The organism is Streptomyces sp. NRRL S-337 (genome assembly GCF_000720175.1).
Lineage (GTDB): Bacteria > Actinomycetota > Actinomycetes > Streptomycetales > Streptomycetaceae > Streptomyces > Streptomyces siderophoricus.
The window spans coordinates 1-15,207 of record NZ_JOIX01000031.1; the positions used below are offsets into that span (position 1 = coordinate 1).

The following is a 15,207-nucleotide window of genomic DNA, read 5'->3' on the forward strand; positions in this document are numbered from 1 at the left end:
GGGGGAGCCCCCCGAGGCTGTGAGTTGGGGCAGGGATCTACGAAGCCGAGCCCTTGGGTTCCGGGTGGGGCGGGATGGTGAGGAGGGGGTGGTAGAGGGAGGTGTCGGGGGGCGCCGATGGGGCGGCCGTTGACGGCTACCCAGGCGTGGGCTCGGAAGGGCTGGGTGCGTAGCCGGTGCACCACTGGGGCCAGCGGCCGCGGAGGCGGCAGAAGAGGGCGGTGGCCACGGAGCGGGGGAGGCAGCCGTTGCCGGCGCAGTGTCTGCTGACCGTGACCACGGTGTGGCGGGCGCGCAGGGCTTCCGGGGCGGTGGCGGGGCGGGCGCCGCGCCGGATGCGTTCCAGCAGGCGGCAGAGCCGGTGCGGGGAGAGGCGGGACAGGGCGCGGGCGGCGGTGACGGCGCAGTGGGCGGCGCAGCGTTCGCGGACGGTGAGGTGGGCGCGGTTCTCGAAGGAGACGGGGTGGCTCATGGGGTCAACAGCCGGGCGGTGAGCAGGGAGTCCAGCAGGGCCCGGGCGTCGGCCTCGGCGTGGTCGCCGGCGGACGGGTGGCGGGCGCGTAATGCCTCGGCGGCGGTCCGGCAGGTTCCGCCGGTGAGGAGGTGGTCGAGGACGAGGGTGGCGGTCGCGTTCATCTGCCAGTAGCGGCCGGTGCGGGTGTCGAGCAGGACCGTGCCGTCGGCCGCGCGGGTGCTGGTGACGTGCGGGGCGACTGCGAGGGTCATGGGGTGCCTCGGGCCGGTGCGGAAAGGGGTGGCGCGGGAAACGGTGGCGCGGAGACCGGCGGTGCGGAGACCGGCGGTGTGGGAAACAGCGGTGCGGGGCGGGAGGGGGCGGGACGGGACGGCCCGGGGACGGCCGCCGGGGTGAGTGCGCGGAGCCAGTACTCGGTGGCGAGGGTGGGGTCCAGTGCGCGCAGGGCGTCGGTCCGCGGCTGGAGCGACGTCAGGTGGTGCCGGAGGACGGCGGGTCGGATCAGACCGCGTTCGGCGAGGCGGGAGTCGTCGCAGAGCGCGGACAGGGCGCCGCGGTGGGCGCGCAGACCGGCGTAGACCTCGGCGCTGTGCTCGCCCTTCGTGCCGCGGCCGAGCACCGCGTCGGGCACGATGCCGCGCAGCGCACGGGTCAGCAGCGGCTTGTACACGCCGGGCCGGGCGCGGTCGGCGAGCTGGAGGGTGAGCGCCGCGTCGATGACGGCGTTGTCGAGGAACGGCGCCTCGTAGTCGACGCCGTGCGGGGCGGTGAGGGCGACGGCGCCGCGGACGATCTCCCCGGAGCGGACGGCGGCGCGCACGATGTCGTGCTGGCAGCGCAGCGGCGCGAACGGTTCGGGTGCCTCGGCGGCGGCCTCGCGCAGCAGCCGGCGGACGGTGGCGACGGCGTCCGGATGTGCCCACGGCGGCAGGCTGGGCAGGACCTCCCAGTCGGCGCCGCAGATCCGGGGATCACCGCCGGTGGTCACCCGGGAGGCGCTGCCGGCCAGCCAGCGCGGATACGGGCGGCCGCCCAGCAGCGTGCGCAGGGTCTGGGAGGTCTTCCAGTGGCAGAGGTGGTGCACCGTCCAGGCGCGCCGGGCGGCGGTGCGCAGATCGCTGCGGGCAAGGGAGTTGAGGGCGGCCGGGCGGTGGGCGAACAGTTCGTCGCCGCCGACGCCGACGAGGTGCAGCCGGGAGCCGCGGGCGGCGACGAGACGGGCCTGGTGGGCGATCCGGGCGGCCTCCCGGAAGAGGGCGAGGGGGGCGGCCGGGTCGGTGGCGGTGGGGGTCAGGGGGTGGTGGGGCGGGGTGTACCAGGTGGGGGCGTCGGCGTAGGGGAGGGAGAGGTGGAGCGAGAGGTGTTCGCCCGCCTGGGGCTGTGAGCGCGACCGCGGGCTGTGGCCCGTACTCCTGCCGCTGCCTCCGCCGCTACCTCTGCCCCTGTCCCTGGCTCTCCCGCTGCTCCCGCCCGGGGTCGTTCCGCTCGGCCTGTACTCGCCCGTCGCGTTTCGCTCGCTCTTGTTCTTGTCCTTGCCTTTTTCTTTGCCCTTGCCCTGGCCGTGGGTGGTGTCCCCCTCTGTGCGTGGGGTTCGACCGCAGCCGGGGTCTGAGCCTGGGGCGGCCGACTGTTCGCGTTGGCGTTCGGCGGCGCTCAGGTAGGCCGCGCTGCGGGCGCTCCACATGGTGTCGTCGTTGCCGGGATCGCGGCCCACCCAGGAGGTGGTGATCAGCCGGACGTCCTCCTGGGCGGCGAGGAAGCACAGGCCGGTGGAGTCGGTGCCGCCGGAGAGGTCGGCGCTGAGGGTGGGACGGGCCGCGGCCTGGCTCGGAGCCTGGCCTGCCCCGTACGTGGTTCCGCCGGTGGAGGCGCCCGCGGTTCCGCCGGTGGCTCCGCTTGTGGCTCCGCCCGTGGCCCTGCCCGTATCGGCCGGCTCGGTCCGCTCGGTCCGCTCGGCCTGGCGTCGGGCGCGGTGGGTGCGGGCCGCTATGGCGTCGCTGAGGGCCTGGCGTACGGTCTCGGCGGCGCGTTCCAGGGGGACGTCCGGTTCCGGCGGTTGCCACCAACGGGCCACGGTGGGCTGCCCGTTGGCGTCCACGGTGAGGTGGTGGCCTGGGGGGACGGCCGGTACCGCGCGCCACAGCGGGCGCAGGGCGAGGGGGAGCGGGGCGAACGGGAACAGCAGGCGCAGCGCCAGGGATTCCTCGTCGAGCAGACCGGTGCCGGGGGCGCCGGGCGGCAGTCCGCCGGTGGCCGCGCTGCGGGCGAGCGCCGCCAGGTTCTGGGGCTGGTTGCCGGCGACGGTGATGCCGCCGATCCGGGCGTGATGGAGCTGGTGGACCGTCGCGAGGTCGCCCTGACAGCGCAGCTCCGGGCCGACGGCGGCCAGGAGGACGTAGCTGCCGGGGAGTTGGCGGGTGCGCCGGGCGATGCCGTCGAGGCCGTCGGGACCGTGCAGCAGCCGGGCCAGGGTGTCCGGGCGGGCGGAGGTGGTGCCGAGGAGAACGGCGCGGCGCGGGCCCGCCTCCGCTGTCAGGATCTGGTCCGCGGACCATCGGCCCACGATCCAGGGGCGGCCCGAGGGGTGGCGGAGGATCTGTGCGGGCGGACCGGCGGGCAGGTGCCGGCAGAGGGCGTCGGTTGCGGGGTGGTCGGGGAAGACGAGGAAGTCCACGGGATACCTGCCATAAGGGGAGGGGCGTTGCCGCCGGACGGTCGGCCACAGCCCTGCCGGGACGCGGGGAGTCAGGCCCGGCAGGGCTGCCGGTCGTCACCACCCGAAGAAGCCGGCCCAGCCGTCCCAGTGGTAGCCGGTGTAGCCGAGCGTCAGCTCGGTGAAGTTGCCCACCTCGACGAGCTGCGGCGGCTCGTAGTCGGTGGCGGTGGCGGTGGTGCCGGTGATGTCGGGGACGGTCGGCACCTCGTGCGTGTCCTGCATGGTTCACTCCCTTCGCTCTTCTCCGGGCACGCTCGCGCCGCCTCGCCACGGAACGTGCCCGTGTGATTACTCACCGCGTTCGACGAAAATGCTGACAGCGTCCCGGCCGCCTGCCATTACCTCGAACGAGTGGTGTCAGGGGGCGTGCGAGGCACTTCGGTGTCACTTCGTCCGGCGTGTACGCCTCTGCGTCCAGGTCGCTCACGCACAGGGCCGGTGGCGCGTGAGCGCAAGGTTTCGCCGCGGTCACGTGCTGCCACGGCGCGGAAACCCGCCGTCCCTAGCTTCGTCAGGGAGGACCCGACCCCCTGGGAGGCGCGATGACGGCCGAGGCCGCGGCAGGCACCCGTAGCGACAGCAGTAGCGACAGCAGCATCGAAGGCGGCATCGAAAGCGGCAGCGGAGGCCGCAACGGCAGCGACCGCCCTGACGAAAACCGAACGAGCCGTCCGACGTCCGTCCCGGCGTCCGCCCCGACGTCCGATCCGGCACCCGTGGGCACCACGCCCGGTGGCCGGACGCGGCGGGGCGGGCGGTGGATCGAGCGGTGGGAGCCCGAGGACGAGACGTTCTGGGCGGAGACCGGGGCGCGGGTGGCCCGGCGGAATCTGGCCTTCTCCGTACTGTCCGAGCACGTCGGCTTCTCCATCTGGAGCCTGTGGTCGGTGATGGTGCTGTTCATGGGGCCGGAGTACGGATTCGATCCGGCCGGGAAGTTCTTCCTGGTCGCGATCCCGACCCTGGTGGGCGGGGTGCTGCGGGTGCCGTACACCTTCGCGGTGGCGCGGTTCGGCGGGCGCAACTGGACGGTGATCAGCGCGCTGACGCTGCTGGTGCCGGCGACGGCGGCCGCGGTGGTGATGAAACCGGGCACCTCCTACACCACGTTCATGGTGGTCGCGGCTCTGGCGGGCGTCGGCGGCGGCAACTTCGCCTCCTCGATGACGAACATCAACTCCTTCTATCCCCTACGGAAGAAGGGCTGGGCACTGGGCCTGAACGCCGGTGGCGGCAACATCGGCGTACCGGTGATCCAACTGCTGGGGCTGCTGGTGATCGGTACGGCCGGGGCCGCGCAGCCGCGGCTGGTGCTCGCCGTCTATCTGCCGCTGATCGTGGTCGCGGCGGTGCTCGCGGCGCTGTTCATGGACAACCTGGCGCCGGTCCGGAACGACACCGGAGCGGCCCTGGACGCCGCCCGGGAGCCGCACACCTGGGTGATGTCGCTGCTGTACATCGGCACGTTCGGGTCGTTCATCGGCTACAGCTTCGCGTTCGGGCTGGTGCTCCAGATCCAGTTCGCGCGCACGCCCCTCCAGGCGGCGTCGCTGACGTTCATCGGGCCGCTGCTGGGGTCGATGGTGCGGCCGGTCGGCGGCCGGCTGGCGGACCGGTTCGGCGGCGCCCGGATCACCCTGGGGAACTTCCTGGCGATGGCCCTGGCCACCACGGTGGTCATCTACGCGTCGGCGGCGCGGTCGCTGCCGGTGTTCCTCGTCGGCTTCATCGCGCTGTTCGTGCTGACCGGGCTCGGCAACGGCTCCACGTACAAGATGATCCCGGGGATCTTCCAGGCGCAGGCGGTCCGGCGCGGGCTGACCGGGGAGGCGGCCGAGGCCAGCGGGCGGCGGCTGTCGGGGGCGGCGATGGGGCTGATCGGCGCGGTCGGCGCGCTCGGCGGGCTGGCCATCAACCTCGCCTTCCGGCAGTCGTTCCTGACCACCGGGTCGGGTACGCCGGCCTTCGTGTCGTTCCTGGTCTGCTACGCGGTGTGCACCGTGGTGACCTGGGCCGTATACCTGCGGCCGGCGGCGCGCGCACGGCGTACGGCGCGGGCCGGCGCGGGTGAGGCGGCCGCGGATGCGGAGCGGCGGCCGGTCCACGCCGAGGTGTGAGGCCGGCATGGGGCTGCTGGGGCTGGATATGAGGCCGGTTGCCCGTGGTGGCCGCGCGGCGGCGTAACCCGGGGGAAATACTGGAGGACCGGGCCTGTCATGTGCTGTCGGCAGGCTGGACACCTGCGGACTTCCGGACCTCGACACCTCGACACCTCGGGACTTCGGGACCTCGCACCTCGGGGCCGTGGCTCCTCGGGGCCCGGGGCCCGGGGCCAGAGATCCGGGGACGTCGGGGTCCCGGGATTCCGGAGCTTCCCCGCCGCCCGGGCCGCGGCGGCGGGGGAGCGCGAGGCAGCACAACCACTCTGGGCGGAGCGGGACGACCATGCACGATCAGCAGCAACAGGAGCACGACGAGCGGGAGCCGCGGACGGCGCCCGGCCCCGGGCCGGCAGCGGGAGCCCCGGCGTCCCCGGATGCCCCGGCGTCCGCGGCAGCCTCGGCTTCCCCGGGAGTCGCTGAACCCCCAGACGCCGGCCGGGGCCCCGGGCCGGCTTCCGATGCTTCCCCTGTGCGCCCGCTGGACGGGTTCACCATCGGGGTGACCGCGGCCCGCCGGGCCGAGGAGCTGGGGGCCCTGCTGGAGCGGCGGGGTGCCCAGGTGATGCACGCGCCCGCGCTGCGCATCGTGCCGCTGCCGGACGACACCGAACTGCTCGCGGTGACCCGGGCGTTGATCGGTCATGCGCCGGACGTCGTCGTGGCCACCACGGCCATCGGGTTCCGCGGCTGGATCGAGGCCGCGGAGGGCTGGGGGCTGGGCGAGGCGCTGCGGGACCGGCTGACCGGTGTCGAAATACTGGCGCGCGGCCCGAAGGTACGGGGCGCGATCCGGGCCGCCGGGCTCACCGAGAAGTGGTCGCCCGCCTCGGAGTCGATGGCCGAGGTGCTGGAGCGGCTGCTGGCGGAGGGGGTGTCCGGGCGGCGGGTGGCCGTACAGCTGCACGGCGAGCCGCTGCCCGGCTTCGTGGAGGCGCTGCGGGCCGGCGGCGCGGAGGTGATCGGCGTCCCGGTGTACCGCTGGATGCCGCCGGAGGACCTCGGTCCGGTCGACCGGCTGCTGGACGCGGTGATCGGCGGCGGCCTGGACGCGGTGACGTTCACCAGCGCACCCGCCGCCGCGTCGCTGTTGCGCCGGGCCGGTGAGCGCGGCATCCGGGAGGAGGTGCTGGCGGCGCTGCGGCAGGGGGTGCTGCCCGTGTGTGTGGGGCCGGTGACCGCGCTGCCCCTGGAGGCCGAGGACGTGCCCACGTTCCAGCCCGAGCGTTTCCGGCTGGGGCCGCTGGTGCAGCTGCTGTGCCGCGAACTGCCCGGGCGCGCACGGCCGTTGCCGGTGGCCGGGCGGCGGCTGGAGATCCGCGGGCACGCGGTCGTGGTGGACGGCGCGCTGCGGCCGGTGCCGCCGGCCGGCATGGCGCTGCTGCGGGCGCTGGCCCGGCGCCCCGGCTGGGTCGTCTCCCGCGCCGAGCTGCTGCGGGTGCTGCCGGGGTCGGGGCGGGACGAGCACGCCGTGGAGACCGCGATGGCCCGGCTGCGGGTGGCGCTGGGCGCGCCGAAGCTGATCCAGACCGTCGTCAAGCGCGGCTACCGGCTGTCGTTGGACCCGCACGCGGACACGGACAAGTACGGCGCGGCGTAAGAGGGTTCACGGACACGGGTTCACGGCCACGGGGGCGGGGAGCCCCGGTTCAGGCCCCCACGCGCCTCCCGTGCCCCCACCCCCGACGCCCCCCACACCCCGACACCCTCCGCCCCCCACCTCGCCCCCCGAAAAATTTTCTCCCGCCCCCTGAGCACCCCGCCCGTCCCGTCCGTACTCCTCACCGCAAGTCCGATTCATGGCCAGGTCCCCGGCGATCTTGGGTGATCCGGGCTCTCGACCCGGGAGTTGGAGTGCGTAAGGATGCCGTCGTGGCAGACAGGACGACACCTGACGAGGAGCTCATGCGAGCCCTCTATGACGAGCACGCGGGCCCGCTCCTCGCCTTCGTCCTGCGACTGGTGGCGGGCGACCGGCACCGCGCGGAGGACGTGGTCCAGGAGACGCTGGTGCGCGCCTGGCGCAACGCCGATCAACTGCAGCGCGCCACCGGTTCGATCCGGCCCTGGCTGGTGACCGTGGCCCGGCGGATAGTGATCGACGGGTACCGGAGCCGGAAGGCCAGACCGCAAGAGGTCGATGCGACACCGCTGGAGACGATGCCGGCCGCCGATGTGATCGACCGGGCGCTGCGCACGATGACGATCTCCGAGGCGCTGAGCGATCTGAGCCAGGCCCACCGAGAGGCCCTCGTGGAGACGTACTTCAAGGAGCGTACGGTCAACGAGGCAGCGGAGGTGCTGCGCGTACCCGCAGGGACCGTGCGGTCCCGGGTCTTCTACGCGCTGCGCTCCCTGAGGCTCTCGCTCGAGGAACGAGGAGTGACGGAGTGATCCCGCCCACGCAGCCGGACCGGCACAGCGACGTCGGCGCCTATGCGCTGGGCGTGCTGGACGCTGCCGACGCCGAACGGTTCGAGTGGCATCTCGTCGGTTGTGACCGGTGCGCGGCCGAACTCGAGGAACTCATGGGCCTGACTCCGGTGCTGGCCGAGTTCAAGGAGTCCGCCCCCACCCCGGCCACGCTCACCGCCGTCCCCGGGCCCCGGCTCCTCGGCGGACTGCTCGACGAGGTCGCCGCCACCCGCCGCGGCCGGGCCCGTCGCCGGCTGTTCCTGGTCGCCGCGGCCGTCGTGCTGATCGTCGGCGGGCCGCTGGCCGCCGTCTCCGTCGTCAAGGGCGGTACGGAGCAGGCGCCGGTGCCGGCGCCCCCGCTGGCCAATGCGGTGCGCGCCCAGTACGCCGAGGGCGAGCAGGTCCACTCCGTCGACCCGGACACCAAGGTCTCCGCGGGCGTGTCCATGGCGGCCCGCCCCTGGGGCACCCAGGTCGTCCTCCAACTCGCGCACGTCAAGGGCCCGCTCAGCTGCTCCCTGGTCGCGGTCGGCAAGGACGGCCGGCGACAGACCGTCACCACCTGGGCGGTCCCCGAGGGCGGCTACGGCATCCCCGGGAGCGCGGCCAAGTGGAACCGCGAGCCCCTGTACGCGGCGGGCGGCGCGGCGCTCGACCGGAACGAGATCGATCACTTCGAGATCAGCACCCTGGAGGGCAGGCGACTGGCCACGGTGAAGGCGTGAGCCGCACGGAGCGGGCGGCGAGGGGCGGCGGAGCGGGCCCCGCAACGCCCCTCCCGTGACCGCCCAGGACGCCCGAAGTAACGGTCTGCATCAACATCCGACCGAATCCGCCCAGATTTGTCCTTCTTACCAGGTGCGCACGGTGCCCGGTTCGCGTACGGTTGACGGCTGCCCTACGCACAGCAGAAGGGGGCCTGGGTGGCCGCGCACAACGCCACGCACGCACCGGACCACGCCTCGGAATCGGTTCGCGCCCGCGAGATCGAGGCCGAGCAGACGCACCTGGACCGCGTCTACCGGCGCCTCGAGGAGAAGATCCACGAGGCGGAGTTCCTCATGGACGACGCCGCCAAGCGCGGCCAGGTCGGCACGCCCGGCGCGTTCGCCGAGCGTGACGCCCAGGTCTTCCAGGCCGGTGTCCATCTCCACCGGCTGAACTCCGAGTACGAGGACTTCCTCTTCGGGCGGATCGATCTGCTCCTCGGCAAGGACGGCAAGAAGGGCCCGGACGGCGCGTACACCTCCGTCGAGCCCGCCGAGGGCGCGATCGAGGACAACCGTGCCAAGATCGCCGAGACGCTGCACATCGGCCGGCTCGGCGTCCTCGACGCGGACTACTCCCCGCTGGTCATCGACTGGCGGGCGCCGGCCGCCGCACCCTTCTACCGCGCCACCCCGGTGGCGCCCGGCCGGGTCGTCCGCCGCCGGGTGATCCGCTCCAAGGGCCGCAAGGTGCTCGGCGTGGAGGACGACCTGATGCGCCCGGAGATCACCGCCACCCTGGACGGCGAGGAGCTCCCGGCGATCGGTGACGGCGCGCTGATGGCCGCGCTCGGCCGGGCCCGCAGTCACACCATGCGGGACATCGTCGCGTCCATCCAGGCCGAGCAGGACATGGTGATCCGGGCGCCCGCCGCCTCCGTCACCGAGGTCGAGGGCGGGCCGGGCACCGGCAAGACGGCGGTCGCCCTGCACCGTGCCGCCTACCTCCTCTACCAGGACCGCCGCCGTTACGCCGGCGGCATCCTGATCGTCTCCCCGACGCCGCTGCTGGTCGCCTACACCGAGGGCGTGCTGCCCTCCCTCGGCGAGGAGGGCCAGGTCGCCATCCGGGCGCTCGGCTCGCTCGTCGACGGCGCCGAGGCGACCGCCTACGACCCGCCGGCGGTGGCCCGCATCAAGGGCTCGTCGCGGATGCAGAAGCTGCTGCGCAAGGCCGCCCGGGCCGCCCTGGAACTGGCCCCGGGCGACACCGCGCCCCCGTCGGGTCCGGCGGGCCAGCTCGCGTTCGGCGACGACGAGGAGACCGCGCCGGCGGTACGGACCGACCGGCTCCGGGTCGTTGCCTTCGGCTCCCGGATCGAGCTGGACGCCGACGAGCTGCGCGCCATCCGGCACTCCGCGCTCGGCGGCACCGCGCCCGTCAACCTGCTGCGTCCCCGGGCCCGGCGGCTGATCCTGGACGCCCTGTGGGCCAGGTCGGGCGCCGGCCGCCGCTACACCGACCCCGAGCTCGCCGCCGAGGCCCGCGGGGGCTTCGACGAGGACCTCATCACCGAGTCCTCGTTCCAGGAGTTCCTGGACGCCTGGTGGCCCGAGCTGACCCCGCACGGGGTGCTCGCCGCGATGGCCGACGAGAAGCTGCTGGGCTGCTGGGCGCGCCGCGTCCTCAACCCGCGCGAGGTGCGCCAACTGGCCCGCTCCCTGGGCCGGTTGGACGCCTCGGGGCACGGCCCGCTGTCGGTGCACGACGTCGCCCTGCTGGACGAGCTGCAGCAGATCCTCGGCGCCCCGATGCGCCCGGCCCGCCCGCGCGAGGCGGACCCGCTGGAGCACCTGACCGGCCTGGAGGAGCTGACGACGTTCGCGGACCGCAACGGCGGGGGTCGCCGCCGGCGCGAGCGCCTGGAGGAGGAGCGCACCGACTACGCCCATGTGATCGTCGACGAGGCGCAGGACCTGACGCCCATGCAGTGGCGGATGGTCGGCCGCCGCGGCCGGCACGCCACCTGGACCGTGGTCGGCGACCCGGCGCAGTCCTCGTGGTCCGACCCGGACGAGGCGGCCGCCGCCCGCGACGAGGCGCTCGGCACCCGCCCGCGCCGCCGCTTCACCCTCACCGTCAACTACCGCAATCCCGCGGAGATCGCCGAGCTGGCCGGGAAGGTGCTGGCGCTGGCGATGCCCGGGATGCAGTCCCCGAAGGCGGTCCGTTCGACGGGCCTCCAGCCGCGCTTCGCGGTCGTCGGGGACGGTGCCGGGCCCGCCGGTGAGGCTGCGCTGGCCGCCGCCACGGCGGCGGAGGCCGAGCGGCTGCTGGGCGAGGTGGACGGCACGGTCGGCGTCGTGGTGGCGATGCACCGCCGCGAGCAGGCCCGCCGCTGGCTGGCCCCGCTCGGTGACCGGGTGGTGGCACTGGGCTCCCTGGAGGCGAAGGGGCTGGAGTACGACGCCACGCTGGTGGTGTCGCCGGCCGAGATCGCCGACGAGTCCCCGGCCGGGCTGCGGGTGCTGTACGTGGCGCTGACCCGGGCCACCCAGCAGCTGACCGTGCTGTCCGCCGAGCGCGACCAGCCGGACCCGGCCGGGGTGCCCGACCTGCTGCGGGACTGAGCCCGGCGGGCCCGTCCGGGGGGACCTGAAATCCGTACCCCACGACGGGATTCGCTTCCGGAGATGGTTTGTTAGCCTGGGTGACGGCACCGGCTCGATCCAAGCCCCCGGGCCCAACCATCGTCGCTACGAGCGACCACTTGCCGCGAGGCGAGCATGGCGGGTCGGTGTCACTTACTTCGGAGGCCCACGTCACCACGTGACGTGGGCCTCTTTGCTTGGCTGATCATTTCTCGTATGGTGGAAGTGGATTTCCGAAGTCGCCACCTCCTGGTGAACACAACGCACGGAACCCCGGGCGGCTACCGCGTACTCAGGGGTAGGTGCGACGATCGGACGGCACAACGCTGTGACACGCAGCGATACACAGCGAAACGGTGAAAGCAGAGGAAGTCGGCCATGGCAACGGCGCCCAGCGTCTCCTACTCGATGACGGTCCGGCTGGAGGTGCCCGCGAGCGGAACCGCGGTCTCCCAGCTCACCACGGCCGTCGAGTCCCACGGAGGCTCGGTGACCGGCCTCGACGTCACTGCGTCCGGGCACGAGAAGCTCCGCATCGACGTCACGATCGCGGCCACCTCGACCGCGCACGCCAACGAGATCGTCGCGCAGCTCCGCAACATCGAGGGCGTCTCGCTCGGCAAGGTGTCCGACCGTACGTTCCTGATGCACCTCGGCGGCAAGATCGAGATGTCGTCGAAGCACCCGATCCGCAACCGCGACGACCTCTCCATGGTCTACACCCCCGGCGTCGCCCGGGTCTGCCAGGCCATCGCCGACAACCCCGAGGACGCCCGCCGCCTGACGATCAAGCGCAACAGCGTCGCGGTCGTCACGGACGGCTCCGCGGTCCTGGGCCTGGGCAACATCGGCCCCAAGGCCGCACTGCCCGTCATGGAGGGCAAGGCGGCCCTCTTCAAGCGCTTCGCCGGCATCGACGCCTGGCCGCTGTGCCTGGACACCCAGGACACCGACGCCATCGTGGAGATCGTCAAGGCCATCGCCCCCGGCTTCGCCGGCATCAACCTGGAGGACATCTCCGCGCCCCGCTGCTTCGAGATCGAGGCGCGGCTGCGCGAGGCGCTGGACATCCCGGTCTTCCACGACGACCAGCACGGCACCGCCATCGTGGTGCTCGCCGCCCTCACCAACGCGCTGCGCGTCGTCGGCAAGAAGATCGAGGACGTCCGGGTCGTGATGTCCGGCGCCGGCGCGGCCGGCACCGCCATCCTCAAGCTGCTGCTGGCCGCCGGCGTCGGGCACGCCGTCGTCGCCGACATCCACGGCGTGGTGCACGCCGGCCGCACGGACCTGGTCGACGCCGACCCGGACTCCGCGCTGCGCTGGATCGCCGACAACACCAACCCCGAGGGCGTCACCGGCACCCTCAAGGACGCCGTGGTCGGCGCGGACGTCTTCATCGGCGTCTCGGCACCCAACGTCCTCGACGGCGACGACGTGGCGAAGATGGCCGAGGGCGCGATCGTGTTCGCACTCGCCAACCCCGACCCCGAGGTCGATCCGGCCATCGCCCGGCAGACGGCCGCCGTCGTGGCCACCGGCCGCTCCGACTTCCCGAACCAGATCAACAACGTCCTGGTGTTCCCCGGGGTATTCCGCGGCCTCCTGGACGCCCACTCCCGTACGGTGAACACCGAGATGATGCTGGCCGCGGCCCGCGCCCTCGCGAACGTCGTCCTGGAGGACGAGGTCAACCCGAACTACATCATTCCCAGCGTCTTCAACGAGAAGGTCGCGGGCGCGGTGGCCGGTGCGGTGCGGGAGGCGGCCAAGGGCAGCGACCCGGCTGTGACGACGGCCACGACGGTCTGACAACGGCGCGTCGCGGGACACGCCGTCACGACGGCCCCCATAGGGTGGCGGGCAGCAATGGCCGCCATCCTGTGGCTCCGGTCCCGGAGCGGGACGGTGCGGAACGTCATCACCATGTGGCAGTGGCGCTTTTCGTGTGACCCGCCAGGGCGCCGGATTGGCTTTACTGCCGCAGGTAGGGGCAGGATGCGTATTCGGGCGCGAGGGTCTGGCAGGCAGACCCGGGTCCGGGGACTGTCCGAGGACCCTGGCAGCATCGGCTTCGCTGTGCCCAACATGCGGCTCCGGTCGCGTGGCACGCCTCATTGGCAAGAAGAACACGGGAGTACAAACATGAACCGCAGTGAGCTGGTGGCCGCTCTGGCCGATCGCGCCGAGGTGACCCGCAAGGACGCCGACGCCGTTCTGGCCGCCCTCGCCGAGGTGACCGGCGAGGTCGTCGCCAAGGGCGACGAGAAGGTCACCATCCCCGGCTTCCTGACCTTCGAGCGCACCCACCGTGCCGCTCGCACCGCGCGCAACCCGCAGACCGGCGACCCGATCCAGATCCCGGCCGGCTACAGCGTGAAGGTGTCCGCGGGCTCCAAGCTCAAGGAAGCCGCCAAGGGCAAGTAAGGCCCTGAAACGGCGTAACGAGGCGGCTGCCCCGACGGGGGCGGCCGCCTTCGTCGTACCCGCCCACCGCGCGGCCCTGCCCGCACCCGTCCGTACGGCTCTGCCGGGGCGCCACCACGGCCGTACGGGGCGGTAAACGCCGCCCGGCACCTTCCGGGCCGCCCCGCGGCCCGGAAGGCCCCTGACAGCCGTGAGGGGCGGCCACCGGCTGGTGGCCGCCCCTCACGGCGTGGTCCTACGGGCACAGGCGCGGCGCGCCGTGGTGCCCGGGCGTCGTCAGTGGCTCAGCGCCCCGTTGGGCAGCTCCACATGGCCGCCCAGCTCGACGAGCTTCTCCATGAAGTTCTCGTAGCCGCGGTTGATCAGGTCGATGCCGTGCACCCGGGAGGTGCCCTGCGCCGCCAGCGCCGCGATCAGGTACGAGAAGCCACCGCGCAGGTCCGGGATGACCAGGTCGGAGCCCTGCAGCTTGGTCGGTCCGGAGACCACCGCGGAGTGCAGGAAGTTGCGCTGGCCGAAGCGGCAGGCCGAGCCGCCCAGGCACTCCCGGTAGAGCTGGATGTGCGCGCCCATCTGGTTGAGGGCGGAAGTGAAGCCGAGCCGGGACTCGTAGACCGTCTCGTGGACGATGGACAGGCCGGACGCCTGGGTGAGGGCGACGACCAGCGGCTGCTGCCAGTCGGTCTGGAAACCGGGGTGGACGTCGGTCTCCAGGGCGATGGCGTTGAGCGAGCCGCCCGGGTGCCAGAAGCGGATGCCCTCGTCGTCGATCTCGAAGGCGCCGCCGACCCTGCGGAAGGTGTTGAGGAAGGTCATCATGGAGCGCTGCTGGGCGCCCCGGACGTAGATGTTGCCCTCGGTGGCGAGCGCCGCGGACGCCCAGGAGGCGGCCTCCAGGCGGTCCGGGAGGGCCCGGTGGGTGTAGCCGTTGAGCTTGTCGACACCGGTGATCCGGATCGTCCGGTCGGTGTCCATGGAGATGATCGCGCCCATCTTCTGGAGCACGCAGATCAGGTCCTCGATCTCCGGCTCCACCGCGGCGTTCGACAGCTCGGTGACGCCCTCCGCCAGTACGGCGGTCAGCAGCACCTGCTCGGTCGAGCCGACCGACGGGTACGGCAGCCGGATCTTGGTGCCGCGCAGCCGCTGCGGGGCCTCCAGGTACTGCCCGTCGGCGCGCTTCTCGATCTTCGCGCCGAACTGGCGCAGCACGTCGAAGTGGAAGTCCACCGGGCGGCCGCCGATGTCGCAGCCGCCCAGGCCCGGGATGAAGGCGTGGCCGAGGCGGTGCAGCAGCGGGCCGCAGAACAGGATCGGGATCCGCGAGGAGCCGGCGTGCGCGTCGATGTCGGCGACGTTGGCGCTCTCCACGTGCGACGGGTCGAGGACCAGCTCGCCGGGCTCGTCGCCCGGGCGGACCGTGACGCCGTGCAGCTGCAGCAGTCCGCGCACCACGCGTACGTCGCGGATGTCGGGCACGTTGCGCAGCCGGCTGGGTCCGCTGCCGAGCAGGGCGGCGACCATGGCCTTGGGCACAAGGTTCTTCGCACCGCGAACCCGGATCTCGCCCTCCAGCGGGGTGCCGCCGTGGACAAGCAGTACGTCGTCAGTAGAGACGGTCATGGATCTCGCGTTCCTGGAGACGGGCAGGGCCAA

Annotated in this window: 12 protein-coding genes; 7 read left to right on the top strand and 5 right to left on the bottom strand. The window is 73.2% G+C overall.

The genetic code is table 11. The annotated features are described in order from the left end of the window. Window positions 1-136: 136 nt before the first annotated feature. From IG62_RS42115 to IG62_RS46510, 4 genes are all read right to left on the bottom strand, one after another. On the bottom strand, window positions 137-472 hold the full coding sequence (locus tag IG62_RS42115; RefSeq protein ID WP_324604642.1) for a lasso peptide biosynthesis B2 protein: 336 nt from the start codon (window positions 470-472) through the stop codon (window positions 137-139). Next, on the bottom strand, window positions 469-726 hold the full coding sequence (locus IG62_RS0121940; RefSeq protein ID WP_030805764.1) for a lasso peptide biosynthesis PqqD family chaperone: 258 nt from the start codon (window positions 724-726) through the stop codon (window positions 469-471). Before IG62_RS0121940 ends, IG62_RS42115 begins: the two co-directional genes overlap by 4 nt. Continuing rightward, window positions 723-3,149, bottom strand: a complete 2,427-nt coding sequence (locus tag IG62_RS48870) for an asparagine synthase-related protein (protein WP_051798404.1) — start codon at window positions 3,147-3,149, stop codon at window positions 723-725. The genes IG62_RS0121940 and IG62_RS48870 overlap by 4 nt, the downstream gene beginning before the upstream one ends. Before the next feature lie 96 nt (window positions 3,150-3,245). Then, window positions 3,246-3,413, bottom strand: a complete 168-nt coding sequence (locus tag IG62_RS46510; protein ID WP_107053038.1) for a lasso RiPP family leader peptide-containing protein — start codon at window positions 3,411-3,413, stop codon at window positions 3,246-3,248. A 494-nt stretch (window positions 3,414-3,907) separates the two neighbouring features. Here IG62_RS46510 and IG62_RS0121955 point away from each other — a divergent pair, with 494 nt between their 5' ends. The 7 genes from IG62_RS0121955 (at window position 3,908) to IG62_RS0121985 (ending at window position 13,551) form a co-directional block, all read left to right on the top strand. After that, entirely contained in the window at window positions 3,908-5,308 is a 1,401-nt protein-coding gene (locus IG62_RS0121955; protein ID WP_051798416.1) for a nitrate/nitrite transporter, read from the top strand. 514 nt (window positions 5,309-5,822) lie between these two features. Continuing rightward, window positions 5,823-6,950: a uroporphyrinogen-III synthase gene (locus IG62_RS0121960; RefSeq protein WP_037838956.1), complete on the top strand. Its 1,128-nt coding sequence runs from the start codon at window positions 5,823-5,825 to the stop codon at window positions 6,948-6,950. Between the two features lie 254 nt (window positions 6,951-7,204). Then, complete coding sequence (locus IG62_RS0121965; protein WP_078872150.1) at window positions 7,205-7,744, top strand: sigma-70 family RNA polymerase sigma factor; 540 nt, start codon at window positions 7,205-7,207, stop codon at window positions 7,742-7,744. Next, on the top strand, window positions 7,741-8,490 hold the full coding sequence (locus tag IG62_RS0121970) for an anti-sigma factor family protein (protein WP_030805778.1): 750 nt from the start codon (window positions 7,741-7,743) through the stop codon (window positions 8,488-8,490). The genes IG62_RS0121965 and IG62_RS0121970 overlap by 4 nt, the downstream gene beginning before the upstream one ends. Window positions 8,491-8,688: 198 nt before the next feature. After that, the gene (locus tag IG62_RS0121975) at window positions 8,689-11,103 is read left to right on the top strand and encodes a HelD family protein (RefSeq protein ID WP_030805780.1); all 2,415 of its coding nucleotides are present in this window, start codon (window positions 8,689-8,691) and stop codon (window positions 11,101-11,103) included. A gap of 399 nt (window positions 11,104-11,502) precedes the next feature. Then, on the top strand, window positions 11,503-12,936 hold the full coding sequence (locus IG62_RS0121980; RefSeq protein WP_030805783.1) for an NAD-dependent malic enzyme: 1,434 nt from the start codon (window positions 11,503-11,505) through the stop codon (window positions 12,934-12,936). A gap of 333 nt (window positions 12,937-13,269) precedes the next feature. Further along, window positions 13,270-13,551, top strand: coding sequence for an HU family DNA-binding protein (locus IG62_RS0121985; protein WP_006605312.1), 282 nt, complete (start codon window positions 13,270-13,272; stop codon window positions 13,549-13,551). 276 nt (window positions 13,552-13,827) lie between these two features. Here the strand turns inward: IG62_RS0121985 and murA are convergent, their stop codons facing one another. Then, window positions 13,828-15,174 carry a UDP-N-acetylglucosamine 1-carboxyvinyltransferase gene (murA, locus tag IG62_RS0121990; RefSeq protein WP_030805795.1) on the bottom strand — a complete coding sequence of 449 codons (1,347 nt, stop codon included), beginning with the start codon at window positions 15,172-15,174 and terminating at the stop codon, window positions 13,828-13,830. Between the last annotated feature and the right edge of the window lie 33 nt (window positions 15,175-15,207).